This window comes from Photorhabdus antumapuensis (assembly GCF_020387775.1).
Classification (GTDB): Bacteria; Pseudomonadota; Gammaproteobacteria; order Enterobacterales; family Enterobacteriaceae; genus Photorhabdus; species Photorhabdus antumapuensis.
This window is the reverse complement of the sequence record NZ_JAHZMK010000022.1, coordinates 2,929-4,775: the sequence shown is the minus strand read 5'-3', so window position 1 is coordinate 4,775 and position 1,847 is coordinate 2,929. Positions and strand designations below refer to the sequence as shown.

Below are 1,847 nucleotides of genomic sequence, written 5' to 3'. Positions count from 1 at the left end.
TGATCTTTATTACCGGGAATTACTGGGGCTGAATCCCAAAAACGCCCAGGCGGATAATGTTGCCATCGGTATTACCCTGAATACGAATAACGCGGAATTTCTGGTACCACAAGGCACGCTGTTTGATGCCGGGCAGGATAGCGCCGGAAACCCGTTACAATATGCGTCAGACATGGATTTATTGGCGAATCAAGGGGAGCTAACCGACTTACGTTGGTATCGAAAAAACGGTGACAACAGCTGGCAATCGGCAATACCTTTTAACCTCTCGGATAACATTGCATTACCTGAAAATGGTATCCAACTTTTTAGCCCAACAACCCATGACGTGCCGGCTCTATCCGGTTATCTGATTTCCTCATCTTTATTTGCTATGTCCGCTGGAGAACGTCATATCACATTGACGCTGGAAAACGATTGGCAAGGTAAAGCTGAACATCTCACCGCTAAAATCAGTGCAAAAGATCACTGGTTATCATTGTCAGTAAAACTTATCGACAACAAGAATATTGAACTTAAATTATCATCCACTGACGATCCTATCAGCCCGCCAGATAACCTTGATAGCATGACATTCGACGTACCGGTATTAACATTAGGCACCATTCAGCAACCCACGTTGCCCAAAATTACCGGTATTGAAATCAATGTTAACGGCAACCGCAATGTGCACTATGCTTCTGACAGTGGTATCGAACAAGCGGACACCACCAGTTTCCCCTTTGGTCAATCGCCATTATCAGGTTCCGGCTTTAATCTGGTTGCCCCAGAATGGTATGGTTCCGAAAATGCGACGCTTACCCTGACTCCTAAATGGGTTGGCTTACCTACCAAGAGTTTTAAACAGTGGTATAAAGGGTACAACCCTGAACCTGATAATAGCGCATTTAAAGTACAGGGCTATCTAGTCACGCCTCAGGAAAGAAAGACGATTAATGGACTCCAGTCATTATTCAGTGGAGATAACGAACCGCAAGGGCAAAGCCTGAAATTTACCTTACCGAAAATGGATTACCCTCTCGCAGATAGCCCTTCACCCAATGACTGGCCTGCTTCAATACGCATAGAACTGGCCGGACAAGATTTTATGCATGCCCAATACTGGCAAAACCCTGCCGGTAAAAATTTACCCTATACCCCACAAATCAGTGCGTTGCAGATTCAATTCAGTGCCAAAGCTAAACCTGAGCAATTCTCCGTTTATCCTCTGACACCTTTTGGTTGGGGGAATGCAAACGCAGAAACGCCAATACTCACCCATGAAGCATTCTACTTAGGTTTTACGGGTGTACTGCCGGGGCAAACTTTATCTCTCTATTGGCAACTAGTCGGTTTTAAAGCGCTCAATTTATCCTGGTCTTACCTCAATACCAGCAATACTTGGAGCAAATTGGATAAATTAGTTGATGATCAAACTCGTCACCTGTTTGACCGGGGTATCTGGCGTACCTTATTACCACAGGACGCATCAAATCAGTCTGCCTTGATGCCAGCGGGACGATACTGGCTAAAAGCAGAGATAACTGATCAGACTGATCCTCAAGATTACCCACGCATTAAGGGCCTGCTGTATAACGCCACCACGGCGACTTTAATCAACCCAGAAGCCGTTGAGCAGGAGCACTTTATCAACGGATTGACCGCCAACAGCATTAAACAACCGGTCAACGCATCCGTTGCAATCAGCAGCGTCACGCAACCCTGGGCCTCTTGGAACGGTCGACCACAAGAAACCGAGCAATCCTTCCTGACACGAATCCCTGCCCGATTGTCCCACCGTAACCGGGTACTTAGCTGGGGAAATATCGCCACCTTGCTAAAAGAGCATTTTGTCAGCTTATTTGATG

General features: G+C 46.2%; 1 protein-coding gene. It reads left to right on the top strand.

The features are described from left to right. On the top strand, nucleotides 1-1,847 hold a 1,847-nt coding region (locus tag KZ793_RS09305), incomplete at both ends, for a hypothetical protein (protein ID WP_225815081.1).